This window comes from Streptomyces sp. HUAS TT7 (assembly GCF_051550175.1).
Lineage (GTDB): Bacteria > Actinomycetota > Actinomycetes > Streptomycetales > Streptomycetaceae > Streptomyces.
The window spans coordinates 6,344,038-6,366,422 of sequence record NZ_CP196175.1 but is presented as its reverse complement, the minus strand read 5'-3'; the positions used below and the strand labels follow the sequence as shown (position 1 = coordinate 6,366,422).

20 protein-coding genes are annotated in these 22,385 nt (G+C 70.5%); 5 read left to right on the top strand and 15 right to left on the bottom strand.

The genetic code is table 11. The annotated features are described in order from the left end of the window. The first annotated feature begins 89 nt into the window (after positions 1 to 89). The 3 genes from ACSHXC_RS28625 (at position 90) to ACSHXC_RS28615 (ending at position 3,022) form a co-directional block, all read left to right on the top strand. Positions 90 to 1,418: a DUF2252 domain-containing protein gene (locus tag ACSHXC_RS28625; protein WP_438294336.1), complete on the top strand. Its 1,329-nt coding sequence runs from the start codon at positions 90 to 92 to the stop codon at positions 1,416 to 1,418. A 54-nt stretch (positions 1,419 to 1,472) separates the two neighbouring features. Then, positions 1,473 to 2,147 carry a hypothetical protein gene (locus ACSHXC_RS28620; RefSeq protein ID WP_438294335.1) on the top strand — a complete coding sequence of 225 codons (675 nt, stop codon included), beginning with the start codon at positions 1,473 to 1,475 and terminating at the stop codon, positions 2,145 to 2,147. Positions 2,148 to 2,212: 65 nt separating this feature from the next. Continuing rightward, positions 2,213 to 3,022 carry a thioredoxin domain-containing protein gene (locus tag ACSHXC_RS28615; RefSeq protein ID WP_438294334.1) on the top strand — a complete coding sequence of 270 codons (810 nt, stop codon included), beginning with the start codon at positions 2,213 to 2,215 and terminating at the stop codon, positions 3,020 to 3,022. Positions 3,023 to 3,093: 71 nt separating this feature from the next. Here the strand turns inward: ACSHXC_RS28615 and ACSHXC_RS28610 are convergent, their stop codons facing one another. Beyond that, positions 3,094 to 3,672 carry a dienelactone hydrolase family protein gene (locus ACSHXC_RS28610; RefSeq protein ID WP_438294333.1) on the bottom strand — a complete coding sequence of 193 codons (579 nt, stop codon included), beginning with the start codon at positions 3,670 to 3,672 and terminating at the stop codon, positions 3,094 to 3,096. A gap of 30 nt (positions 3,673 to 3,702) precedes the next feature. Between ACSHXC_RS28610 and ACSHXC_RS28605 the strand changes: the two genes are divergently transcribed. After that, a complete protein-coding gene (locus ACSHXC_RS28605) occupies positions 3,703 to 4,770 on the top strand; it encodes a mechanosensitive ion channel family protein (protein WP_438294332.1) in 1,068 nt (355 codons plus the stop codon). Between the two features lie 37 nt (positions 4,771 to 4,807). Here the strand turns inward: ACSHXC_RS28605 and ACSHXC_RS28600 are convergent, their stop codons facing one another. The 5 genes from ACSHXC_RS28600 to ACSHXC_RS28580 form a co-directional block, all read right to left on the bottom strand. Beyond that, positions 4,808 to 6,394, bottom strand: a complete 1,587-nt coding sequence (locus ACSHXC_RS28600; protein ID WP_438294331.1) for a Na+/H+ antiporter — start codon at positions 6,392 to 6,394, stop codon at positions 4,808 to 4,810. Positions 6,395 to 6,507: 113 nt separating this feature from the next. Continuing rightward, a complete protein-coding gene (locus ACSHXC_RS28595; protein ID WP_438294330.1) occupies positions 6,508 to 6,969 on the bottom strand; it encodes a GNAT family N-acetyltransferase in 462 nt (153 codons plus the stop codon). Then, complete coding sequence (locus tag ACSHXC_RS28590; protein WP_438294329.1) at positions 6,966 to 7,907, bottom strand: RluA family pseudouridine synthase; 942 nt, start codon at positions 7,905 to 7,907, stop codon at positions 6,966 to 6,968. The genes ACSHXC_RS28595 and ACSHXC_RS28590 overlap by 4 nt, the downstream gene beginning before the upstream one ends. 71 nt (positions 7,908 to 7,978) lie before the next feature. Beyond that, a complete protein-coding gene (lspA, locus tag ACSHXC_RS28585) occupies positions 7,979 to 8,545 on the bottom strand; it encodes a signal peptidase II (protein ID WP_438294328.1) in 567 nt (188 codons plus the stop codon). A 62-nt stretch (positions 8,546 to 8,607) separates the two neighbouring features. After that, the gene (locus tag ACSHXC_RS28580; protein ID WP_438294327.1) at positions 8,608 to 9,558 is read right to left on the bottom strand and encodes a TraR/DksA family transcriptional regulator; all 951 of its coding nucleotides are present in this window, start codon (positions 9,556 to 9,558) and stop codon (positions 8,608 to 8,610) included. Positions 9,559 to 10,122: 564 nt separating this feature from the next. Here ACSHXC_RS28580 and ileS point away from each other — a divergent pair. Next, positions 10,123 to 13,263, top strand: a complete 3,141-nt coding sequence (gene ileS / locus ACSHXC_RS28575) for an isoleucine--tRNA ligase (RefSeq protein WP_438294326.1) — start codon at positions 10,123 to 10,125, stop codon at positions 13,261 to 13,263. A gap of 526 nt (positions 13,264 to 13,789) precedes the next feature. On the opposite strand, the gene ACSHXC_RS28570 is transcribed toward ileS, so the two are convergent. The 9 genes from ACSHXC_RS28570 to ftsW form a co-directional block, all read right to left on the bottom strand. After that, entirely contained in the window at positions 13,790 to 14,941 is a 1,152-nt protein-coding gene (locus ACSHXC_RS28570; protein ID WP_438294325.1) for a DivIVA domain-containing protein, read from the bottom strand. A 49-nt stretch (positions 14,942 to 14,990) separates the two neighbouring features. Then, the gene (locus ACSHXC_RS28565) at positions 14,991 to 15,275 is read right to left on the bottom strand and encodes a YggT family protein (protein WP_053727781.1); all 285 of its coding nucleotides are present in this window, start codon (positions 15,273 to 15,275) and stop codon (positions 14,991 to 14,993) included. 73 nt (positions 15,276 to 15,348) lie between these two features. Next, positions 15,349 to 15,966, bottom strand: coding sequence for a cell division protein SepF (locus tag ACSHXC_RS28560; protein WP_393834625.1), 618 nt, complete (start codon positions 15,964 to 15,966; stop codon positions 15,349 to 15,351). A 140-nt stretch (positions 15,967 to 16,106) separates the two neighbouring features. After that, on the bottom strand, positions 16,107 to 16,826 hold the full coding sequence (locus tag ACSHXC_RS28555; protein ID WP_438294324.1) for a YggS family pyridoxal phosphate-dependent enzyme: 720 nt from the start codon (positions 16,824 to 16,826) through the stop codon (positions 16,107 to 16,109). 6 nt (positions 16,827 to 16,832) lie between these two features. Then, entirely contained in the window at positions 16,833 to 17,540 is a 708-nt protein-coding gene (gene pgeF, locus ACSHXC_RS28550; protein WP_438294323.1) for a peptidoglycan editing factor PgeF, read from the bottom strand. A gap of 52 nt (positions 17,541 to 17,592) precedes the next feature. After that, positions 17,593 to 18,795: a cell division protein FtsZ gene (gene ftsZ / locus ACSHXC_RS28545; RefSeq protein ID WP_438294322.1), complete on the bottom strand. Its 1,203-nt coding sequence runs from the start codon at positions 18,793 to 18,795 to the stop codon at positions 17,593 to 17,595. Between the two features lie 276 nt (positions 18,796 to 19,071). Further along, positions 19,072 to 19,878 carry a cell division protein FtsQ/DivIB gene (locus ACSHXC_RS28540; protein ID WP_438294321.1) on the bottom strand — a complete coding sequence of 269 codons (807 nt, stop codon included), beginning with the start codon at positions 19,876 to 19,878 and terminating at the stop codon, positions 19,072 to 19,074. A 23-nt stretch (positions 19,879 to 19,901) separates the two neighbouring features. Next, on the bottom strand, positions 19,902 to 20,987 hold the full coding sequence (gene murG / locus ACSHXC_RS28535) for an undecaprenyldiphospho-muramoylpentapeptide beta-N-acetylglucosaminyltransferase (protein ID WP_438294320.1): 1,086 nt from the start codon (positions 20,985 to 20,987) through the stop codon (positions 19,902 to 19,904). Between the two features lie 6 nt (positions 20,988 to 20,993). Continuing rightward, positions 20,994 to 22,376 (bottom strand): putative lipid II flippase FtsW, encoded by a 1,383-nt coding sequence (ftsW, locus tag ACSHXC_RS28530; protein ID WP_438294319.1) that lies wholly within the window; start codon positions 22,374 to 22,376, stop codon positions 20,994 to 20,996. Positions 22,377 to 22,385: the final 9 nt, after the last annotated feature.

Genomic DNA, 22,385 nt, shown 5'->3' with positions numbered 1-22,385 from the left:
CGGGCACTCCGGGGTACGGTCGCGCGTTGGAAGGGGCACACCCCGTCCCCATCGTGACGCAGGCAGTACGCACCAGGAGGCACCCAGCGATGTCGGTCCCGCAGCCCAGCGCGGAGACGCGCGGCGAAGAGATACTCGCCGTTTTCGAGACCGCGTTCGGCGAGCTCCTGGCCGCCGACCCGACCGCTTTCCGGGTCAAGTTCCGCAAGATGGCGGCCTCGGCGTTCGCCTTCTACCGGGGTACGGCCTGCCTGTTCTACGCCGACCTGGAGCGCGAACAGCACGGCGGCCCCTACCTGGACGAGCGCACCGGCCGGGTCTGGATCCACGGCGACCTGCACGCCGAGAACTTCGGCACGTACATGGACGCCAACGGCCGCCTGATCTTCAACGTCAACGACTTCGACGAGGCGTACGTGGGGCCCTTCACCTGGGACCTCAAGCGCCTCGCCGCCTCGCTGGCGCTGATCGGCTACACCAAGGCGTTCAGCGACGAGCAGATCACCTCCCTGGTGCGCACCTACGCCGCCGCATACCGCGAGCGCATCCACGCCCTCGCCTCGGGCGCCAAGGACGACGAGGTACCGCCCTTCACCCTGGACACGGCCGAGGGCCCGCTGCTCGGCGCGCTGCGCGACGCCCGGGCCCGGACCCGGTTCGCGCTGCTCGACTCGATGACCGAGATCCGGGAGTACGAACGCCGGTTCACCGAGGGAGACGGCTCGATCGAGCTGGACGCGGCGACCCGCTACAAGGTCCTCGCGGCGTTCGACGGCTACCTGGAGACGCTGCCCGAGGAGAGCCTGGTGCGCCCGGACTCCTACCGCGTGAAGGACGTCGTCGGGCGCCGCGGAATCGGGATCGGCTCGGCCGGTCTGCCCTCGTACAACATCCTTCTGGAGGGGCACAGCGACGCCCTGGAGAACGATGTGGTGATCTACATCAAGCAGGCGCAGACCCCGGCGGTGTCCCGGCACATCACGGACCCGGCGGTGCGCGGCTACTTCGAGCACGAGGGGCACCGCACGGTGATCTCGCAGCGCGCGCTGCAGGCCGCCGCCGACCCGTGGCTGGGCTGGACCGAGCTGGACGGGGCGGGCCAGCTGGTCGCCGAGGTCTCGCCGTACGCGGTGGACCTGGACTGGTCGGACATCGACGACCCGGACGAGATCGCGGCGGTCGTCGCCGACCTCGGCCGGGCCACGGCCACCATGCACGCGGCGGCGGACGACGAGAGCGGCCACTCCGAGCTGGTGCCGTTCTCCACCGAGCGCGCCATCGACGCGGCGATCGCCGCCGACGAGGAGGGCTTCGCGGACCTGCTCGTCGACTTCGCGCACTCCTACGGGGCGCGGGCCCGTGCCGACCACCAGATCTTCGTCGACCTGTTCCGTAACGGTCGGATTCCGGGTCTCTAGTCTCACCGAACTCTTAGGCACAACCAACAGCCGGACATGGCACACTCACCCGCGATGGACATATCCGGGACGCAGCTCAGAGCGGCACGCGCGGCGCTTTTCACGGCGCTCGTCGTGACGCTCTCCGCCGCGTCCCACGTGCTGCTCTCGCAGGTACCGCTGCCGCTCACGCTGGTGGCCGCGGCGGCCGGCGCGGTGTTCGTCATCGCGTACGCGCTGGCCGGCCACGAGCGCGGCTACTGGGCGATAGCGGGGGCCCTGGTCCCGCTGGAGCTGGCCGCCGACACCCTGTTCACCACCGGCCAGCACGTCTGTTACGGCCCGGCCGGCGGGCCCGTCGCGGGCGCCCTGCGCGCGGTCGGCTTCGACGTGCTGTGCGGCGGCGGCACGCTGGGGGCCGTGGGCGCCCCGGCAAACGCGGCCACCCTGCTGACCCACCCCGGCCCGGCCGTGCCCTGGCTGCTGCTCGCGGCCCACCTGACGGTGGGACTGCTCGCCGCCCTGTGGCTGCGCCGGGGCGAGGCGGCGCTCGCCCGGCTGCTGCGCGCGGTCGCCGCGTTCGCGTTCCGGCCGCTGCTCGTCGCGGCCGCCGTGGTGCGCGCCGTCGTCGGCGCCGAGCGGCCGCTCGCGCGCCCGGCGCACGGCAGGCCCGGCCCCTCGCACACCCGCCTCCTGGTGCACTCCGTGGCACGCAGGGGACCGCCCTGCCCGTCGCCCGTCCTCGTCTGAGGTCCGGGCTCGCGAGCACAGCAGTCCCCCGTCACTTTCCCCCCTGCCATCCGGAGAAGAAGATCATGAGTTCCCGCAACAGCCAGGCCAACAAGGCTGCCGCCCGCGAGCGGCTGCGAGCGGAGCGCGAGCGCCAGGCGAAGAAGGACAAGACCCGCCGGCAGATCATCGTGGCCGCGTCCGTCGTCGGTGTCCTCGCCGTCGCGGGCGGTGTCGGCTACGCGGTGATGCAGTCCATGAAGCCCACCGCGTGGGAGGCCGCCAAGGACAAGACGCTGGTGAAGCCCGCCAACTCGGGCAGCGACGGCACGACCGTCGTCATCGGCAAGCCCGAGGCGAAGAAGACCCTGGAGTTGTACGAGGACCCGCGCTGCCCGATCTGCTCGTCGTTCGAGCAGGCCGTCGGCCCGACGATCAAGAAGGACGTCGACGCGGGCAAGTACAAGATCCAGTTCATCGGCGCCACGTTCATCGACAACGGCAGCCCGGGCACCGGCTCGAAGACCGCGCTGAGCGCGCTCGGCGCGGCGCTGAACGTCAGCCCCGAGGCGTTCCTTGAGTACAAGTCGGCGCTCTACTCGGCCAAGTTCCACCCCGAGGAGACCACCGACAAGTTCAAGAGCCGCGACTACCTGATCGAGATCGCCGACACCGTTCCGGCGCTCAAGGGCAACGCGGCCTTCGACAAGGCGGTCAAGGACGGCACCTACGACAAGTGGGCGCTGGTCATGTCGGACAAGTTCAACAGCAGCGGCGTCACCGGCACGCCCACGCTGAAGATGGACGGCAAGAAGATCACCGCGGACGGCTCGGAGAACGCGCCGTCGGACGCGGCCTCCTTCACGGCCGCGATCGACAAGGCGCTCAAGGGCTGACCCCCTGACGGCCGTCGAACGGGCCGTGCGGACCTCCGGGTCCGCACGGCCCGTTCGGCGTTCTGGCGCCCTTATTCGCCGGCCAGGCTGTCGAGGAATCCCAGCGCGGTGCGCCAGGTCTGCTCGGCGGCCGCCTCGTCGTAGTCCGGCAGCTGCGGGTCGGTGTAGAGGTGGCCGGCGCCCGGGTAGCGGTAGATCTCCACGTCCGCGCCGGCCCGCTGCATCTGGAGGTACCAGGAATTGAGCCAGTCCGCCGACTCGAACGGGTCCGGGTCGGCGACGTGCAGCTGGACGGGCAGCTCGTCCACGGCCGCGTTCTCGGCCATGTCCGAGGTGCCGTGGAGCAGCAGCAGGCCGCGGGCCTTCTCGTCGCCGAGCGCCAGGGTCTGCGCGATGGACCCGCCGAGCGAGAACCCGGCGTAGACGAGACCCCGCTCGGAGTACGGGGCGGCAGCGAGAATGGCTCGTTTCAGGAGCTCGTCCTTGCCGATCTCGTCCTTGAGCTCCCTGCCCTCCTCGACGGTCTCCGCGGTGCGGCCTTCGTACAGGTCGGGGACGTGCACCTGGTGGCCGGCGGCCCGCAGCCGCTCGGCCGCCTCCTGTACGGCGGGACGCAGACCGTAGACCGAATGGAAAAGCATGATGTTCATGGGGCCATCGTGCCAGTTACGGTCGAAGGCATGGAGAACGTGCTGCGTCCGTTGATCGTCATCGGCGGCTCGGTCGTGCTCACGCTGGTGGTGGGATGGCTGGCCGACCGGCTGCTGCGCAGAGTCGACGCCCGGCACCGCGACACCCCGCTGTGGGGCCTGCTGCGCCGCTGCCGCATACCCCTGCGCCTCGTCCTGCTCACCGCGATATTGCGCGGCTCGTACGACGAGATCAAGTGGGGGCCGGTGCAGGACCACGAGGCGGGTCTGGGCCAGTTCCTCACGCTGGTCCTGATCGGCGCGAGCGCCTGGCTGGTGGTGCGGATCGCCACGGCCGTCGTGGAGTCCTCGTACACCCGTTACGCGGCCTCGACGCGCGATCCGGCCCGGGTCCGCCGGGTCCGCACCCAGGTCACGCTCATCCAGCGGGTGGTCAGCGCGATCGTGGCCGTGGTGGCCGTCGCGTCGATGCTGCTCACCTTCCCCGCGATGCGCACGGCGGGCACCTCCCTGCTGGCCTCGGCGGGCATCCTGGGCATCGTCGCCGGTGTGGCCGCGCAGTCCACCCTCGGCAACCTCTTCGCGGGGCTCCAGATCGCCTTCGGCGACATGGTGCGGATCGGCGACACGGTGGTGGTGGACGGGGAGTGGGGCGTCGTCGAGGAGATCACGCTGACCTTCCTCGCGGTACGCACCTGGGACGAGCGCCGCCTGACCATGCCGGTCTCGTACTTCACCAGCAAGCCGTTCCAGAACTGGTCCCGCGGCGGCGCCCAGATGACCGGCACGGTCTTCTTCCACCTGGACCACTCGGCCCCGCTCCCCCTGATGCGCGAGCGCCTCGCCCTGATCCTGAAGGAGTGCCCGGCCTGGGACGGCCGCGACTTCTCCTTGGCGGTGACGGACACCACCCCGTCCACGATCCAGGTGCGGGCGACGGTGACGGCGAAGGACGCGGACGACATCTGGACGGTGAGGGTGACGGTGCGGGAGCAGATGGTGGCGTGGCTGCACGCGGAACATCCGTACGCGCTGCCGAGGATCACGACGGGCGAGGCGCCGTCAGCCCGTCCGGCGATCGAGGACGAGCGCCCTTGAAGCGCGAACAGGGGTCTGGGGGCTCAGCCCCCGGGGGTCACTTCAAGCTGCGCACATCCAGCTGCCGCAGCACCCTGTCCACGATCTCCGGGTCGGCCCCGGGCTCGCTGCGCGCGGACAGCACCTCGTGCCGAGCCGCCGACATCATCTCGCGCTGAATCCGCTGAACCGCCCGAATCCGCTGCACCCGCTTCGCGTACGCCTCGCGCCGCTCCTCGTCGACCATGTCGGGACTGATCCGCGCCCCCACGTCGTACGCCCGCCGCTGCAACTGCTCCATGACGTCCTCGGGCAACTCCTCGACGTCCTCGATCTCCTTCAGGCGCCGCTTCGCGGCCTTCGCGGCCCGGATCGCGAGGTCCCGCTCCAAGCCGCGCTCGGCGTCCGTGTCGGCGCGTACGCCGAGCTTCTTGACCAGCCAGGGCAGGGTGAGCCCCTGGAAGACCAGGGTGGTCATGATCACGGCGAAGGCGATGAAGACGATCTCGTCGCGACCCGGGAAGGGCGAGCCGTCGTCCGTCTTCAGCGGGATGGCGAGCGCGAGGGCCACCGAGGCCACGCCCCGCATCCCGGCCCACCACATGACCATGGTCTCCCGCCAGGACGTGGGGATCTCCTCGTCGTAGTCGCGCTTGGTGTGCAGCCGCTTGGCGAGCCAGGTCGCCGGGAGCAGCCACAGCAGCCGTACGCCCACGACGACGCCGACCACGGCCGCCGCCCAGCCGAACATGTGCAGTTCGCGGCCGGTCGCGGTGCCGAAAACGTTGTGGAGTTCGAGCCCGATGAGGCCGAACGCGACGCCGGTGACCAGGGTGTCGACGATCTGCCAGAACGTGGCCCCGGCGAGCCGGCCCTGTACGTCGTCGGCGTCCATCGTGTGCTCGGCGAGGAAGAGGGCCACGGTCAGCACGGCGAGGACCCCCGAGCCGCGGAACTCCTCGGCCAGTACGTAGCCGACGAACGGGACGAGGAGGGTGAGGCCGATCTGGAGGGTGGGGTCGCCGAGCAGCCCCATCAGCTTGTTCGCGACCCAGCCGAGGGCGAGGCCGACGACGACGGCGACCACGGCGGACAGCACGAGTTCACCGGCCGCCGACGCCCACGAGAAGCTCCCGCTCACGGTCGCCGCGATCGCCACGTGGTAGAGCACGATCGCGGTGACGTCGTTGAACAGGCCCTCGCCCTCCAGGATCGACACCAGGCGGCGCGGCAGCCCGAGCGAGCCCGCCACCGCCGTCGCGGCGACCGGGTCGGGCGGTGCGACGAGTGCGCCGAGCGCGACGGCCGCGGCGATCGGCAGCCCCGGCACGATGGAGTTGGCCACGGCCGCGACGGCGGCCGTGGTCACGAAGACGAGTGCCACGGCGAGCAGGAAGATCGGCCGGACGTTGGCCGTGAACTGGCGCCAGGAAGTGCGCTGTACGGAGGCGTAGAGCAGCGGCGGCAGGACCAGCGGAAGGATGAACTCCGGCGGGATGTCCACGTTCGGCACGAACGGCAGCAGCGCCATCACGATCCCGCCGATCGTCATGAGCACCGGTGCGGGCAGCCCGAGGCGGTCCCCCAACGGGACCGTGACCACCGCGCCGAGAAGGAGCACGAGCAGCAGGGCCAGCTGATCCACGGATGCCCTCCGGGGCGGTGCGGGCCTGGACGGCCTGGACGATCAAGGCCTCCAGCGTGCCACGCAACCCGCCCGAACCGCCCATCGGGGGGCAAAGTGCGCAGAGAGCAGCGCTACGGGAGCGCCCGCCGCATGGCGCGGTGCCAGATCCCCGCGTCCTGGAACTCCGGGCCGTACGCCTCGTACCCGAGCCGCTCGTAGAAGCCCAGGGCCTGCGTCTGCGCGTGCAGGTCGACCGCAGTCAGGCCGCGTTCACGGGCGGCGTCCTCGATGGCGCGCACCAGGGCCGCGCCGACGCCGAGCCCGCGGGCCGCCGAGGTGACCGCGAGCCGGCCGAGCGAGCCGACGCCCGCGTCCCCGGTCTTGTGCAGCACGTCGGGCCCGTACAGGAGCCGCCCGGTGCCGAGAGGCCCCTGGTCGCCCTCGGCGAGGACGTGCAGGGCGCTCTCGTCGTACGCGTCGTACTCCAGCTCCTCGGGCACCCGCTGTTCGTCCACGAACACCTGCCTGCGCACGGCGAAGCAGGCCTCCCGGTCGGCGGCGCCCTCGGCGATGCGGACCCGGTAGGTGGTCACTCGCTCTCGGCCCGGATCGTGTCGAGGGCGTACTGGAGGTCCTCCGGGTACCGGCTCTCGAACTCGACCCACTCGCCGTCACCGGGGTGCTCGAAGCCGAGCCGCACCGCGTGCAGCCACTGGCGCGTCAGCTTGAGGCGCTTGGCGATGGTGGGGTCGGCGCCGTAGGTGAGGTCGCCGACGCAGGGGTGGCGGTGGGCCGACATGTGCACGCGGATCTGGTGCGTGCGGCCCGTCTCCAGCTTGATGTCGAGCAGCGAGGCCGCGCGGAACGCCTCGCTCAGGTCGTAGTGCGTGACCGACGGCTTGCCCTCGGCGGTCACGGCCCACTTGTAGTCGTGGTTGGGGTGGCGCCCGATCGGGGCGTCGATGGTGCCGCTCATCGGGTCCGGGTGGCCCTGGACGAGCGCGTGGTAGCGCTTGTCGACGACCCGCTCGCGGAACTGCGCCTTGAGCGAGGTGTACGCCCGCTCGGACTTGGCGACGACCATCAGGCCCGAGGTGCCGACGTCGAGGCGGTGCACGATGCCCTGGCGCTCGGCGGCGCCGGAGGTGGAGATGCGGTAGCCGGCCGCGGCGAGACCGCCGATGACCGTGGTGCCCGTCCAGCCCGGGCTCGGGTGGGCGGCGACGCCCACCGGCTTCATGATCACGACAATGTCGTCGTCGTCGTGGACGATCTCCATGCCCTCGACGGGCTCGGCGACGATCTGGACCGGAGCCGCCGCCTGCGGCATCTCGACCTCCAGCCAGGCCCCGCCGTGCACCCGCTCGGACTTGCCGACCACGGCGCCGTCGACCTGGACCTTCCCCGCCGCGGCAAGCTCGGCCGCCTTGGTACGGGAAAACCCGAACATGCGGGAGATGGCGGCGTCGACGCGCTCGCCTTCGAGGCCGTCGGGAACGGGCAGGGTGCGGATCTCGGGAATCGTGCTCACCCGTCGAGTATGCCTTGCCCCACCGACATCCCCCGCCGCGCATCCGGCGGCCGGAGCCTTGAGGAGGGCGTTCAGTCCTTGTGGACGGTGCCGTCCGGGTCGAGGCCGCGGAAGGACAGGATCACGATCAGGATGCCGCCGCACACGATCGCGGAGTCGGCCAGGTTGAAGACCGCGAAGCCCTTGGGGGCGATGAAGTCGACGACCGCGCCCTCGAAGATGCCGGGCGAGCGGAAGATCCGGTCGGTGAGGTTGCCGAGCGCGCCGCCGAGCAGCAGGCCGAGCGCGATCGCCCACGGCAGGCTGTAGAGCTTGCGCGCGAGCCGCGCGATCACCACGATCACGGTCGCCGCGATGATCGTGAAGATCACCGTGAACGCCTCGCCGATCCCGAAGGCGGCGCCCGCGTTCCTGATCGCGTTCAGCTGGAGCAGATCACCGATGACCTTGATCGGCTCGTGGTGCTCCAGCCTGGCCACCACGAGCATCTTGCTGCCGAGGTCGAGAAGGTAGGCGAAGACCGCCACCGCGAACAGCACGGCGATCTTCCGCTTGCCCTTCGGCCGCTCCGCAGGGGCCGCCTGCTCGTCGGCCCCTTCCACATCCGGCGTACCGATGATGTGCTCCGCCTCTGCCACGTGAGTCCCTCAACCGACTAGGTGCCTGACTGAGCACGAGGGTACGGCACACCTGTGCGGACTCAGCCCCGCCGTTCCTGCTTCTGCTTGTCCTCCACGCAGAGGGTGGCGCGCGGGAACGCCTGCATCCGGGCCTTGCCGATCGGCTTCCCGCAGACCTCGCAGTAGCCGTACGTCCCGGCGTCCAGGCGCTCCAGGGCGTGCTCGGTCTGCTCAAGGGTCTCGCGGGCGTTGGCGGCGAGCGCCATCTCGTGCTCGCGGGTGATGTTCTTGGTGCCGGTGTCGGCGTCGTCGTCGCCCGCGCCGTCTCCGGAGTCGCGCATCAGGCCCGTCAGCGCCGCCTCCGAGGCCTCGATCTCGCTGCGCAGCCGCAGCACCTCGCTGGACAGCTCGTTGCGGGCCTCGGCGACCTCCGCCGGGGTCCACGGGTCCTCGCCGGGCCGGACCGGAAGCTCCCCCGGGGCGGCCGTGGCGACGGCACGGGCCGCCGGCACCGCCGACGCCGCGGCGGCCCTGGCCGCCGTTGCCCCTCCCGCAGTCTTCTTCGCAACCACCTTTTTGGCTCCCGTCTCTTCCGCGGCCGCAGCCGCCCCCTGGGCCGCGGTCGCGGCCTTCTTGGCGCCCGCCCCGGCCGACTTCGCCGGCGCCGTCTTGTCGGTCGCCTTGTCGGACGCGGCCCGCGCCGTCCCGGTTGCCTTGCCGGCCGCGGCCTTCTTGGCGGGCGCCGCCTTGGCCGTCTCCTCGGCCGTCTCCGTGGCGGCTGCCTTCTTGACCGTCGTCTTCTCGGCCCGACCGGCCTTCACCGAAGCGGTCTCGGCGGCCTTGGCGGCCTTGGCGGTCTTGGCGGTCTTGGCACCAGCGGTCTTCTTCGCCGCCGTCTTCTTGGCGGCGGTGGTCTTCTTCCCGTTCGTGTCCTTGGCCGCCGAGCCCGTGGTGGCGCCTGCGGCAGCACGTGTGGCACTGGCTCTCCTGGACGCCGTTGTGGTCTCTACGGCGGTCTTCTTCGCCACCATGGCCGCGGCCCCTTCACATATTGTGATCTTGCTCGCGAATCGTGCTGGGACGATAAATCGACCCCAGGCCCGCGGCAACGGGGCACGCCGCCGGTTCGCCCCGCCCCGGACCGGCGGCAAGACGAACCTGCAACCGTTGTGCCCAGCTCCCGGCCCGGTAATCCGCCGGACGGGCGGAGCCGGACCCCGCCGGGGGCCGTGTGGCCATTCGGGTCATGTACGCGCCCTTCGCCACGGTCCGCCGATAACCTGTCGGCCGCCCTTCACCGGGCCCCGTACACTGGCCGCAGCGAGAGGCGTGGACGGGACGAGTAGCGGCGTACGCAGCCAAGAGCGATCCGGGGACGGTGTGAGCCCGGAGGCGAGCGCGCGGTGAAGATCACCCCCGAGCCGCCGGAAGAAAGGCTCCCCACCGGGGAGTCCGGTAGAACCGGCTTCGCGACCCCAATGAGGGGGCGGTGTTCCGCACACCGCCAAGGAGGGTGGTACCGCGGGAGCGCCCCACGAGGGCAGGCTCTCGTCCCTCCGACGGAACCGCACGACGATCCGCCGGAGGATGAACGGATGTCGCAGTACCGCCAGGTGCCCGCCCAGGTAGACCTGCCCGCCCTTGAGCACGCCGTGCTCGACTTCTGGGAGCAGTCCAAGGTCTTCGCCAAGAGCCTCGAACAGTCCGAGGGCCGCCCCGAGTGGGTCTTCTACGAGGGCCCGCCCACCGCCAACGGCATGCCGGGCGCCCACCACATCGAGGCCCGCGTCTTCAAGGACGTCTTCCCCCGCTTCCGCACGATGCAGGGCTACCACGTGGCCCGCAAGGCCGGCTGGGACTGCCACGGCCTGCCCGTCGAGCTGGCGGTCGAGAAGGAGCTCGGCTTCAACGGCAAGAAGGACATCGAGGCGTACGGCATCGCCGAGTTCAACGCCAAGTGCCGCGAGTCCGTGACCCGCCACACCGATGCCTTCGCCGATCTCACGACCCGGATGGGCTACTGGGTCGACCTGGACGACGCCTACCGCACCATGGACCCGCAGTACGTCGAGTCCGTGTGGTGGTCCCTGAAGGAGATCTTCAACAAGGGCCTGCTCACCCAGGACCACCGCGTCGCCCCCTGGTGCCCGCGCTGCGGCACGGGCCTGTCCGACCACGAGCTGGCGCAGGGCTACGAGACGGTCGTCGACCCCTCGGTCTTCGTCCGCTTCCCGCTCACCGGCGGCCCCCTGGCGGGCGAGGCGGCCCTCCTGGTGTGGACGACGACCCCGTGGACCCTGGTGTCCAACACGGCGGTCGCGGCCCACCCCGAGGTGACGTACGTCGTCGCGACGAACGGCGAGGAGCAGCTCGTCGTCGCCCAGCCGCTCCTGGAGAAGGCCCTGGGCGAGGGCTGGGAGGTCACCGGCCAGAGCTTCACCGGCGCCGAGATGGAGCGCTGGACCTACCAGCGCCCCTTCGAGCTCGTCGAGTTCCCCGAGCCCGCCCACTACGTGGTGAACGCCGAGTACGTCACGACCGAGGACGGTACGGGTCTGGTGCACCAGTCCCCCGCCTTCGGCGCCGACGACCTCCTGGTCTGCAAGGCGTACGGGCTGCCGGTCGTGAACCCGGTGCGCCCCGACGGCACCTTCGAGGAGGACGTCCCGCTGGTCGGCGGCGTCTTCTTCAAGAAGGCCGACGAGAAGCTGACGGAGGACCTCAAGGAGCGCGGCCTCCTCTTCCGCCACGTCCCGTACGAGCACAGCTACCCGCACTGCTGGCGCTGCCACACGGCGCTGCTCTACTACGCGCAGCCGTCCTGGTACATCCGCACCACCGCCGTCAAGGACGCGATGCTGCGGGAGAACGAGAAGACCAACTGGTTCCCCGACTCGGTCAAGGAAGGCCGCTTCGGCGACTGGCTGAAGAACAACATCGACTGGGCGCTGTCCCGCAACCGCTACTGGGGCACCCCGCTGCCCATCTGGCGCTGCGAGGAGGGCCACCTGACCTGCGTGGGCTCCCGCGCGGAGCTCAGCGAGCTGACCGGCACCGACCAGTCCGCCCTCGACCCGCACCGCCCGTACATCGACGACGTGACGTTCACCTGCACCGACGAGGGCTGCTCCCTCGAAGCGGCGCGCGTGCCCGAGGTCATCGACGCCTGGTACGACTCGGGTTCGATGCCGTTCGCGCAGTACGGCTACCCGCACCGGAACAAGGAGCTCTTCGAGTCCCGCTACCCGGCGCAGTTCATCAGCGAGGCCATCGACCAGACCCGCGGCTGGTTCTACACGCTGATGGCCGTGGGCACCCTGGTCTTCGACAAGTCCAGTTACGAGAACGTCGTGTGCCTGGGCCACATCCTGGCCGAGGACGGCCGCAAGATGTCCAAGCACCTCGGCAACACCCTGGACCCGATCCCGCTGATGGACCGGCACGGCGCCGACGCGGTGCGCTGGTTCATGGCAGCCGGCGGCTCCCCGTGGGCCGCGCGCCGGGTGGGCCACGGCACCATCCAGGAGGTCGTCCGCAAGACGCTCCTGACCTACTGGAACACGATCGCCTTCCAGGCCCTGTACGCCCGTACGTCCAACTGGGCGCCCAGCGCGGCGGACCCGGCCCCGGCCGACCGCACGGTCCTGGACCGCTGGCTGCTCTCCGAGCTCAACTCCCTTGTGGAGGGCGTCACTTCGGCCCTGGAGTCGTACGACACCCAGAAGGCGGGCAAGCTGCTCTCCTCCTTCGTCGACGACCTCTCCAACTGGTACGTACGCCGCTCGCGCCGCCGCTTCTGGCAGGGCGACAAGGCCGCGCTGCGCACCCTGCACGACGTGGTCGAGACGGTCACCCGCCTGATGGCCCCGCTGACGCCGTTCATCACCGAGCGCGTCTGGCAGGACATGGTCGTGCCGGTGACCCCGGACGCCCCGGAGTCCGTCCACCTCACGTCCTGGCCGAAGGCGGACACGGCGGCGATCGACCCGGCGCTGTCGCAGCAGATGGCGCTGGTGCGCCGCCTGGTGGAGCTGGGCCGGGCGACGCGCGCGGAGTCGGGCGTCAAGACGCGCCAGCCGCTGTCGCGGGCGCTGGTCGCGGTGACGGGCTTCGAAACCCTCTCGACCGAGCTGCACGCGCAGATCACGGAAGAGCTGAACGTGACGTCCCTGGCCTCCCTCTCCGAGGTGGGCGGCTCGCTGGTCGACACCACGGCGAAGGCCAACTTCCGGGCGCTCGGCAAGCGGTTCGGCAAGGGCGTGCAGGACGTGGCGAAGGCGGTGGCGGCGGCCGACGCGGCAGCCCTGTCCGCCTCGCTGCGCGACACGGGCACGGCGTCGGTCGAGGTCAACGGCGAGTCCGTGTCGCTGGCCCCGGACGAGGTCATCATCACCGAGACCCCGCGCGAGGGCTGGTCGGTGGCCTCGGACTCCGGCGCGACGGTCGCCCTCGACCTGGAGATCACCCCGGAACTGCGCCTGGCGGGCCTGGCCCGTGACGCGATCCGGCTGATCCAGGAGGCGCGCAAGAACAGCGGGCTCGACGTGGCGGACCGGATCGCGGTGCGCTGGGAGTCCACGGACCCGGAGGTCTCCTCGGCCCTGACCACCCACGCGGAGCTGATCGCGGACGAGGTCCTGGCGACGGACTACGCGGCGGGCGAGGCCGACGCCACGTACGGCTCCGCCTTCACTGACGAGCCCCTGAGCCTGACGTTCCGCCTCCGCAAGGCGTAGCGGCCCCCTCACGCCGACGGCCCGCCCCTGGAACCCCGGGGGGCGGGCCGTCGGCGTTCTCTCCCCCACCCCGCCCCTTCCCGAGACCCTCCGGGGGTGGGGTGGGGAACAGAGGGTTGTTTTCATGGGGGGTGCGCCCCCAGGGCCTTAAGGGCCAGGGGGACCCCCATGACGGGCTGGGGATGCCTGCATGGGCAGCATGGAAGAAGCCGGACGGCCTGAAGATGCGGCGCTGGCCGGGATCAGCCCTGCTGGGGGCGCGGGGAACTGCGCGAGCAACCACTCACGGTCCGCACCTGACCAGCGACATATTCAGCCCCTCCGGCGTTTGAGGAGCGGGGGCCCGGGGGCAGCGCCCCCGGCATCGGACCTCGGCCCATCCCCACCCCCGGAGGGTCTCGGGAAGGGGCGGGCAGGGGATGAACGCCCGCCCCGGGGCACGGCAGAGGGCCGGTACCGGGAAAACCCCGGTACCGGCCCTCGCAGCCTGCCGACGGCTACGCGTGGGTCACACGCGCAGACCCCGTCAGTTGTCGTCCTCGTCGATCAGGAAGCCGCGCATCGGCGAAGGCGCCTGCTGCATGGGCGAAGGCCCCTGCGGCCGCACCGGCGCCATCGGCTGGGTCATCGCCGGCGACATCTGCTGCTGACCACCGTAGGACGGCGCGCTCGGCATGGACTGCTGGCCGCCCATGGACGGCTGGCCACCCATCGGGTGCCCCATCGCCCCGGCACCGGCCGACGCCATGGACCCGCTCATCTGCGGGGCCGGCGGCAGCGACGCGGTCGCCGGAGTACGCGGCGGCGCGAGCGAGTCGTCCGCCTGGGTCTCCAGCTGACGCAGCTGGGACTCCAGATAGGACTTCAGCCGCGTGCGGTACTCGCGCTCGAAGCCGCGCAGGTCCTCGACCTTGCGCTCCAGCGTGGCGCGGGCGGACTCCAGGGAGCCCATCGCGACGCGGTGCTTCTCCTGCGCGTCCCGCTCCAGGGCGTCCGCCTTGGCACGGGCGTCGCGCTCCAGACCCTCGGCGCGGGACCGGGCCTCGCCGACGATCTTGTTGGCCTCGGAACGGGCCTCCGCGATCGCCTGGTCGGCGGTCTGCTGCGCGAGGGAGAGCACCCGGGCGGCGCTGTCGCCACCGGGAGCCTGGGCCGGCTGTCCCATCTGCGGACCGTGGCCGCCCATGGGGCCGCCCATCTGGCCCATGGGGCCCTGACCGAGCTGGTTCTGGCCCATGGGGCCCTGACCCAGCTGGTTCTGGCCCATCGGACCCTGGCCCATGGGGCCCTGGCCCATCTGGCCCGGGCCGTGCTGGCCCTGCGGGCCGTGACCGCCAGGTCCTGCGGGCAGCTGCGGCGCACCGCTGGGCAGCTGGGGCGGACCCATCTGCGGCTGCTGCTGGACCTGCGGCGGACCGGATATGGCGGCGGGCACGGGTGCACCCGGGCCTCGGCCGTCCTGCGGCTCCGGCTTGCGCATGCCCTGCTGCTGGTTCTGCGCGGCGGCGCGGGTGGCGGCGGCCAGCTTGGCGCGCAGATCCTCGTTCTCGCGGAGCAGTCGCGTCAGCTCCGACTCGACCTCGTCGAGGAAGGCATCAACCTCGTCCTCGTCATAGCCTTCTCGGAGGCGGACCGTCGTGAACTGCTTGTTCCGCACGTCCTCGGGGGTCAGCGGCATCTCTTCTTCACCTCTACGTAGTCGTCGGCAGTCGGCAGGACCGTATCGTTCACAACCTGACCACGATGCTGATCAGGATGTAGACGATGATCATCAGAACGAAGAAGGACAGGTCGAGTGCCACGCCCCCGAGACGCAGCGGCGGAATGAACCGCCGCAGAAGCTTGAGCGGTGGATCGGTGACAGTGTAGGTGGCCTCAAGAATGACCACCATCGCCTTGCCGGGTTGCCATGAACGGGCGAACTGGAAGACGTAGTCCATGACGAGCCGGAAGATCAGCACGATGAGGAAGCACATCAGCGCGATGTAGACCACCTGTAGTGCGACGCCCATCTCGCGCTTCCCTCTCCCCTTGCTTCACAAGCCCCGGCCCGTTCCCGGCCGGTTCGTTCCCGGTGTCGTGTTCTCAGCTCTGGTTGAAGAATCCGCCCTCTGCGATGCGGGCCTTGTCCTCCGCCGTGACATCGACGTTAGCAGGAGACAGCAGGAACACCTTCTGCGTCACCCGTTCAATGCTGCCGTGCAGGCCGAAGACGAGTCCAGCGGCAAAGTCGACAAGTCGCTTCGCGTCGGTGTCGTCCATCTCCGTGAGATTCATGATCACCGGAGTGCCCTCGCGGAAGTGTTCCCCGATGGTACGGGCCTCGTTGTAGGTCCGCGGGTGCAGCGTGGTGATGCGGTACGGCTCCCGCTCGGACACGACCTTGGGCATGATCACCGGTGCGTTCTTCTCCAGGCTCGGACGTTCAGGTGTGATGGACGCCACGGGTGCAATTCGCGCCGGACGCCCGCTTTCTACCGGTAGCTGAACCGGTTCTCTCGGTGCCGGAGGCTGAGTTACTCGTACCGGTTCGTCCCGTTCGTCCTGGAGCGGGGACTGGTGCGGGGGCTGGTGCCGCCGACGGTCGCGCTCCGGTTCGGGCTCGGGTTCGAAATCGTCGTCGGGGTCGAACCCCCGGCCGTCGTACCCATCGTCCTCCACGAGGCCGAGGTAGACCGCCATCTTGCGCATCGCGCCGGCCATGCTCAGATTCCTCCGCTCTGTGGTGGATCGCTCCTGTCGCCAAGTGGCAGCGTCACCAAGGGCCCACGATCCACGCGGTCTGCCCACCGAAGAGTGGGAATGACCATATTTTCTGCTGTGGTCCGACTTGCTTCGCGACGTTACCCGAGCCGGGGTCGGACTCCGAGTACCGCCGTTCCGACGCGTACATGTGTCGCTCCGGCCGCAACGGCCTCTTCGAGGTCCGCACTCATCCCTGCTGACACCATGTTCGCAGCCGGATGGTCCGCGCGCAGGCGGGATGAGAATTCCAGGAGTCGCTCGAAGGCCGCACGTTGCCGTCCGGCGTACTCACCGGCCAGCGGCGCCACCGTCATCAGACCGCCGAGCCGGAGCCCGGGCGCCTCCTCGACCAGCGCGGCCAACTCCTCGATCCCGTCGGGGGCGACTCCTCCGCGCTCACCCCGCTCGCCGGACTCCGCGTCCAGGGCCACCTGGATGAGGCAGCCCAGCTCGCGCCCGGCCCGTACGGCCGCGGTCGAGAGCGAGCCGACCAGCTTGACCCGGTCGATCGACTGCACCATATCGGCATAACTGGCAACAGAACGAACCTTGTTGGTCTGCAACTGGCCCACGAAGTGCCAGGTCAGGTCCAGGTCCGCACAGGCCGCCGCCTTGGGGGCCGCGTCCTGGTCGCGGTTCTCCGCGACATGGCGTACGCCCAGTTCGTGCAGCAGGCGCACGTCGCTCGCCGGGTAGGTCTTGGTGACCACGATGAGGGTCACGTCCGCCCGCTTGCGCCCGGCCGCGGCGCAGGCGGAGACGATACGTTCCTCCACCCGTGCCAGGTTCTCGGCGAGTTCGGTCTTGCGATCCGTCATGAGTCGTCAGTCCAGCCAGACATATCCGGCGAGCCGCCCAGTGGTGCGGTCGCGGCGGTACGAGAAGTGGTCGAGCGATTCGAGCGTGCAGACCGGTGAGGCCTCGATGCCGGTGACGCCGAGGGCGGCCAGTTGGGCGTGCACCCCCGCGGTGACGTCCACGGCGGGCGTGCCCCAGCTGGTCTCGGACCAGGCGGCGGGCTCGGCCTCGGCGACCTCGGCCCGCATCCGCTCGGGCACTTCGTAACAGCGTCCGCAGACGGCGGGGCCGGTGCGGGCGACGATCCTGGCCGGGTCGGCGCCGAGCGAGACCATCGCCTCGACGGCGGCGGGCACCACGCCCGCGACCATTCCGGGCCGGCCCGCGTGGGCCGCCCCCGCGACCCCTGCCACCGGGTCGGCGAGGAGGACCGGGGTGCAGTCCGCGGTGAGCACCGCGAGCGCGGTTCCGCGACGGCCCGTCACCACGGCGTCCACCGCGGTCCGGTCGCCCGGACCGAAGGGGCCGTCGACGACGGCGACCTCGCGGCCGTGCACCTGGTTCATCCAGACCACCCGGCCCGGGTCGAGCCCGAGCGACTTGGCGGCGAGTTCGCGATTGGTGCGGACCGAGGCGGGGTCGTCGCCGACCGCGCCGCCGAGGTTGAGCTCCTCGTACGGAACGGCGCTCACCCCGCCCCACCGGTCGGTGAAGGCGAAGTGCGCGCCGCTCACAGTGCCCTGCTCTCGTATCACTTCAAGAGATCGCTTCGAAACGTCACTTCAGTCACTTGAGGAAGTCCGGGACGTCCAGCTCTTCGGCCTGGCTGTCCGGGTAGGGACGGGCCGTCGGGATGGCCGAGGGGGCCGGGGCCTCGTTGACCGGGGCGGGCTCGACCGGGGCCGGGGGGGCCGGCGGCTCCTCGCGGACCGTGCCGAGTCCGCCGAGCGGGCGGGACACCTCGGCCGGGCGCGAAGGAGCGGGCTCGTCGCGCTTGTTGGAGGAGGAGGCGCTGAGCACGTTGTCCCGGCGGGCCGGCGGCTGTCCGCCGTCGAAGCCGGCCGCGATGACCGTGACGCGCACCTCGTCGCCGAGGGCGTCGTCGATGACGGCGCCGAAGATGATGTTGGCCTCGGGGTGGGCGGCCTCGCTGACCAGTTGGGCGGCCTCGTTGATCTCGAACAGGCCGAGGTCGGACCCGCCGGAGATGGAGAGCAGCACGCCGCGGGCGCCGTCGATGGAGGCTTCAAGGAGCGGCGAGGAGATCGCCATCTCGGCGGCGGCCACCGCGCGGTCGTCGCCGCGGGCCGAGCCGATGCCCATGAGCGCCGAACCCGCCTCCGACATGACCGACTTGACGTCGGCGAAGTCAAGGTTGATGAGGCCCGGCGTGGTGATCAGGTCCGTGATGCCCTGGACACCGCTGAGCAGCACCTGGTCGGCGGACTTGAACGCGTCCAGGACGCTGACCTGGCGGTCGGAGATGGAGAGCAGCCGGTCGTTCGGGATGACGATGAGGGTGTCGACCTCTTCGCGGAGCTCGGCGATGCCGTCCTCCGCCTGGTTCGCCCGGCGCCGGCCCTCGAAGGTGAACGGGCGGGTGACCACACCGATCGTCAGGGCGCCGAGCGAGCGCGCGATGTTGGCGACGACGGGGGCGCCGCCGGTGCCGGTGCCGCCGCCTTCGCCGGCGGTGACGAAGACCATGTCGGCCCCCTTGAGGACCTCCTCGATCTCCTCACGGTGGTCCTCTGCCGCCTTGCGCCCGACTGCCGGGTTGGCTCCGGCCCCGAGGCCGCGGGTGAGTTCACGGCCGACGTCGAGCTTGACGTCGGCGTCGCTCATCAACAGTGCTTGTGCGTCAGTGTTGATCGCGATGAACTCGACGCCCTTGAGACCGACCTCGATCATTCGGTTGATGGCATTGACACCACCGCCGCCGACACCGATGACCTTGATGACTGCGAGGTAGTTCTGCGGTGCTGCCACGTCGAAGGCCTCTCGCCTCGAGTTACGGGCGTCACTTCGCGGTTGCCGCAAGGTGACGACGAATGCCGATTGGGACGGTCCGTATCGCCGGCCCGAACCCTAACGTTGAAGTTTAGGGTTACCAGTGTGTCTGTTCGCTGGACTCTTCCGAACAGGACACTAAGTCGACAAGTGGCGCGCGTTCAACGAACACGCCGAACCTCCCGTTTTTCTTTTCACCCTATGTGATCACCCGTGTCGCTGACCAACCAGGGTGCTGGCCAGCGCATATGTCCGTCAACTACCCGATACCGCAGGGGCGGTGGGGGCGCTCACATCGAAGCGGGCCGACTTCGGCCGCGCTTTCATCAGTGCCCCGAGGGTACGTCCCTTCAGCTCACCTTCCTCGCCGCTTCCCCACAGCACGCTGCGGCCGCCGGTCAACTCCAACGTGACGGAGTCGTAGGAGGAAATCTTGACGGAACGCGTCTCCTTGGCGACGGCGGGCGGGAGTTCACCCGCGATGCCCACTGCTTCGAGGACGAGCCGGTCTGTGCCGAACCGCCGCTGACTCGGGGACTTCGAGGGGGTCAATTCGAGCAGCGGGAGGCCGTCGAGGGGCTGTTGGATGGTGGCGAAACGCACACCCTTCGCGTCCACTTCGTCAAACTTCGCACCGTTCTTCATGACCAGGACGGGCTTGCGCTCGGTCACTTTCAGACCGATCCCGTGCGGCCAGGAACGGACCGCCTCGACGGAGTCGATACGGGGCAGTTTCTGGCGCAATCGCGCCTCAATCGCCCCCGTGTCGACGGAAATCAGTGGCGAACCGATCGGCACCGCGGCCACCGCCTCGACCTCACCCGGCGTCAGAACCTCTGTCCCGGTGGCCTTCACGTGCTCGACGCGCAGCCAGGTGGAGCCGTAGAGCACCCAGACGAGGCCCGCGCCGAGCAGGACGACGGCGACGGCCAGGACGATCGGGCCCCGTCGGCGAGGCAGCCGGAAGCGGCGGCTCCGCCGGGGACGGGGGCCGGACCGGCCGGACTTCACGGACTTCTTGGTCTGTCCGCCACCGCGCTGAGCGGTCGCCTGTCCGGCCACGGTCCCTGCCTTCCGTCAGTTGATCAGCGTCCTGCGACGGCCTCGTACACCATCTGCACGAGGAGTTGGTCGGCGTCGCGCCGCCCGAACTCGGCGGCGGAGCGCGACATCTCGTACAGCCGGTGCGGGTCGGCCAGCACCGGGAGGACGTTGCCCTGCACCCACTCGGGAGTGAGTTCGGCGTCGTCGACGAGGAGTCCGCCGCCGGCCTTCACCACCGGCTGGGCGTTCAGTCGCTGTTCGCCGTTGCCGATCGGCAACGGGACATAGGCGGCGGGCAGCCCGACGGCGGAGAGTTCGGCGACGGTCATCGCGCCCGCGCGGCAGAGCATCATGTCGGCCGCGGCGTACGCGAGATCCATCCGGTCCACGTACGGTACCGGGACATACGGCGGCATCCCGGGCATGTTGTCGACACGCGGCAGTTCGTTCTTCGGGCCGACCGCGTGCAGGATCTGGATGCCGGAGCGCTGGAGCACCGGAGCGATCTGCTGGATGACCTCGTTCAGGCGCCGGGCGCCCTGCGAGCCCCCGGAGACGAGCAGCGTCGGCAGACCCGGGTCGAGCCCGAACGCGGCGCGCGCCTCGGGGCGGACCCGGGCCCGGTCGAGCGTCGCGATCGAGTAGCGCAACGGGATGCCGATGTAGCGGGAGTTGCGCAGCTTGCTGTCCGGGGTGGCGACGGCCACCGAGGCCGCGTACCGCGAGCCGATCTTGTTGGCCAGGCCCGGCCGGGCGTTGGCCTCGTGGACCACGATCGGCACCCCGAGCCGCTTGGCCGCGAGGTAGCCGGGCAGCGCCACGTAGCCGCCGAAGCCGACGACGCAGTCGGCCTTGGTGCGCTCCAGGATCTGCTCGGCGGCCTTGATCGTGCCGCGCAGCCGCCCGGGGACGGTGATCAGCTCAGGGGTGGGCCTGCGGGGCAGCGGGACGGCCGGGATGAGCGCGAGCTCGTAGCCGCGCTCGGGCACGAGCCGGGTCTCCAGGCCCTTCTCCGTACCGAGTGCCGTGATCCCCACGGTGGGGTCCTGCCTGCGCAGGGCGTCCGCGAGGGCGAGCGCGGGCTCGATGTGGCCGGCGGTCCCCCCACCGGCGAGTACGACATGCACCGAAATTCACCGCTCTCCGGACGGACGCTTCTTGACGCGCCGTCTCATCGACTTCCAACTCACCCGAGGCTGCCGCATGGCCAGCGCCGCCCGCGCCGCGGGGTCGTCCCGCGCGAACGCGATCAGGAGCCCCACGGCGAACATGGTCGGCAGCAACGCGGACCCTCCGTAGGAGAACAGCGGGAGCGGGACACCGGCGATCGGCAACAGGCCGAGCACCGCACCGATGTTGATCACGGCCTGGGCCACGATCCAGGTGGTCACACCTCCCGCGGCGTACCTCACGAAGGGGTCCTCCGTGCGTCCGGCCACGCGGATACCCGCATAGCCTAGAGCCGCGAAGAGGGCGACGACCGACAGCGTCCCCGCCAGACCCAGTTCCTCGCCGGTGACGGCGAAGATGAAGTCCGTGTGGGGCTCGGGGAGTTGACCCCATTTCTCCACACTTGCGCCCAGGCCGGATCCGAACCATCCGCCGGAGGCGAGCGCGTAGATTCCGTGCACCGCCTGCCAGCACTGGTCCTGCGGGCCCGGGTCGGTGGCGCCGATGCAGTTGAGCCGGCCCATCCGATGCGGGCTGATCTTGATGAAGAGGGCGGCAAGGACGCCCGCGACGGCGAGCACGCCCGAGAAGAGCCGGGTGGGGGCGCCGGCCAGCCAGAGCAGGCCGAACAGGATCGCGGTCAGGACGATCGTCGTGCCCATGTCGCCGCCGAGCATGATGAGCCCGAGCAGCAGGAGGGCGACCGGCACGAGCGGCACCAGCATGTGCTTCCACTCGGCCAGGAGCCGCTTGTCCTGCTTGCGGGCGAGCAGGTCGGCGCCCCACAGGAGCAGCGCCAGCTTGGCGAACTCGCTGGGCTGGAGCTGGAAGGGGCCGCCGAGGTAGATCCAGTTCTGGTTGCCGTTGACGGATTTCCCTATCCCGGGGATCTGCACCAGGATCAGCAGGAAGACCGTGCCGGCCAGTATCGGGTAGGCCAGCGCCCGGTGGAGCTTGGCGGGCATGCGGGACGCGACGATCATGAGGCCGCCGCCGATGAGGGCCGCGAGGAACTGCTTGCGGAAGAAGTACGAGCCCGGCAGCGACAGTTCGAGGGCCTTGATCATCGAGGCGGAGTAGACCATCACGAGGCCGAGCACGGTGATGAGCAGGGCGCTGCCGAGGATCAGGTAGTACGCCGTCAGAGGGCGGTCCCAGGCCCTCCTGAACCGGTCGATCAGGCGGCCGGGGCCACGCGCTCCGGGCCGCCGGGGTGCGCCGGCGGGGCCGCCGCGTACGGACGGGCCGCGCACGGGGCCCGCGGTGCGGCTGCGCAGGAGAAGACCGGCGAGTGCGGACACCCCGCGCGGGGTGTCCCCGGAGCCCCCTAGAACATCGGCCGCCATGTGTGCTGT

Excerpts from the sequence above, each read along its gene's own strand:
- ACSHXC_RS28580 (WP_438294327.1), bottom strand. The coding sequence starts at position 9,558 with ATGGTGGCGAAGAAGACCGCCGTAGAGACCACAACGGCGTCCAGGAGA.
- ACSHXC_RS28560 (WP_393834625.1), bottom strand. The coding sequence starts at position 15,966 with ATGGCCGGCGCGATGCGCAAGATGGCGGTCTACCTCGGCCTCGTGGAG.
- ACSHXC_RS28565 (WP_053727781.1), bottom strand. The coding sequence starts at position 15,275 with ATGGGCGTCGCACTACAGGTGGTCTACATCGCGCTGATGTGCTTCCTC.
- ACSHXC_RS28625 (WP_438294336.1), top strand. The coding sequence starts at position 90 with ATGTCGGTCCCGCAGCCCAGCGCGGAGACGCGCGGCGAAGAGATACTC.
- ACSHXC_RS28605 (WP_438294332.1), top strand. The coding sequence starts at position 3,703 with ATGGAGAACGTGCTGCGTCCGTTGATCGTCATCGGCGGCTCGGTCGTG.
- ACSHXC_RS28620 (WP_438294335.1), top strand. The coding sequence starts at position 1,473 with ATGGACATATCCGGGACGCAGCTCAGAGCGGCACGCGCGGCGCTTTTC.
- ACSHXC_RS28570 (WP_438294325.1), bottom strand. The coding sequence starts at position 14,941 with ATGCCGCTGACCCCCGAGGACGTGCGGAACAAGCAGTTCACGACGGTC.
- ACSHXC_RS28615 (WP_438294334.1), top strand. The coding sequence starts at position 2,213 with ATGAGTTCCCGCAACAGCCAGGCCAACAAGGCTGCCGCCCGCGAGCGG.
- ACSHXC_RS28555 (WP_438294324.1), bottom strand. The coding sequence starts at position 16,826 with ATGACGGATCGCAAGACCGAACTCGCCGAGAACCTGGCACGGGTGGAG.
- ACSHXC_RS28610 (WP_438294333.1), bottom strand. The coding sequence starts at position 3,672 with ATGAACATCATGCTTTTCCATTCGGTCTACGGTCTGCGTCCCGCCGTA.
- ileS (WP_438294326.1), top strand. The coding sequence starts at position 10,123 with ATGTCGCAGTACCGCCAGGTGCCCGCCCAGGTAGACCTGCCCGCCCTT.
- ftsW (WP_438294319.1), bottom strand. The coding sequence starts at position 22,376 with ATGGCGGCCGATGTTCTAGGGGGCTCCGGGGACACCCCGCGCGGGGTG.